This is a genomic window from Aquirufa rosea (assembly GCF_004118285.1).
GTDB lineage: Bacteria > Bacteroidota > Bacteroidia > Cytophagales > Spirosomataceae > Aquirufa > Aquirufa rosea.
Genome location: NZ_SDHY01000030.1, coordinates 1 through 509, shown reverse-complemented (window position 1 = coordinate 509; position 509 = coordinate 1). Strand labels below are relative to the sequence as shown.

At 45.0% G+C, this 509-nt stretch carries 1 protein-coding gene; it reads right to left on the bottom strand.

Annotated features, from left to right (window positions below; all coding sequences use genetic code 11):
* Positions 1-509 (bottom strand): hypothetical protein (locus ESB04_RS12470; RefSeq protein WP_205749519.1); only part of this gene is annotated, 509 nt, incomplete at both ends.

The window sequence follows — 509 nt, the reverse complement described above, 5'->3', positions numbered from 1 at the left end:
GAGCGGTGATGGTTACGGTACCCCCAGCGGTAGGAGAAGAAGAGCTGCTTGTTACGATGTATTTGCTAGCTGCTCCAGCTACTACGGTAAATGCATTGGAATTGCCTGTTTTACTACTTACATTACCCGAACCGGAACCGGTAGCGGTTAATTCTACCCCTGTTTCTGCCTTGGTGTAGGTAACACCCGAAATGGTTACTGCACTACTTCCCGAAGTGATGGTACCTGTTAAAGTACCACCTAAAGTACCTGTTCCTGTTTTACGAGTCAAGGTCACTGTACCGTCAGCTGTGGCATTGACAGCATTGCCATTATCATCAGTTAAAGTAACTGTTACCGCAAATCCAGTCCCTGCAGTTTGTTGCCCGATGTTAGAAACAACTAATTTAGAAGCCGTACCTACACCGGTAGTTATGTTAGAAGTAGTACCCGTTAAGCTAGTATTATCAGTGGCCGTAATGGTAGTCGTAGTACCAGAAACTGTATGTGAAGTAAATGTTACAGTAGCA